Source organism: Bacillus sp. AY2-1 (genome assembly GCF_008368965.1).
Lineage (GTDB): Bacteria > Bacillota > Bacilli > Bacillales > Bacillaceae_G > Bacillus_A > Bacillus_A thuringiensis_S.
In genome coordinates this window covers 1-604 of record NZ_QPEL01000350.1, presented here as the reverse complement: position 1 = coordinate 604, position 604 = coordinate 1, and the positions used below count along the sequence as shown (strand labels likewise).

The window sequence follows — 604 nt, the reverse complement described above, 5'->3', positions numbered from 1 at the left end:
GTTGTGGAGGGTTTATATTTCTTAATTTTTTAATCAATTATTACTTTAATCCAATGACATCAATATCTCAAATATTTCACGATTTAAACGGAGAGGGGAAAATAAGAAAATGATTTTGGCTTAATATATTCTATTATACTTTTTCTTTTGATTCCGATGTTCAAATAACTCCAAATGATAAAATTTAACTAGACGCACAAATTTGGAAAAGAAAGCGTAGCGTTTGATTAAAATTTAGGGTTTTAAGGATTTCAAGGTTAATTTCATATAAGTATCCATTCGCTGCTCTAATGAGTACTTGCCACCTAAAAGACACCAGTCTAATATAATTCCTCTAGCAACTGTAAAAAGATACGTTGTTATGTCTTCTACACTTATATCATTTGTTAATTCTTTTTCCAATCTTCCTTTATTAACAAGATCATTTAGAGTTTTGTAAATTAATGAAGGTTCATATGCAAATATTTTTTTGTTGAAATCGTTAAGGAGATTTATATGTAACTCTAATTTAGTAGTATATTTAGCTATACATTGGAAGAAAGTCAAAATAGTTTTTTGTATTGTCGTATGTTGAGTTATACTTTTCAATTCTACATTTAGGTTT

Annotated in this window: 1 pseudogene; it reads right to left on the bottom strand. The window is 27.2% G+C overall.

Annotated elements, in window-relative coordinates:
* Positions 1-234: 234 nt before the first annotated feature.
* A pseudogene (locus DN403_RS31615) lies at positions 235-604 on the bottom strand (TetR/AcrR family transcriptional regulator); the annotation flags it as partial.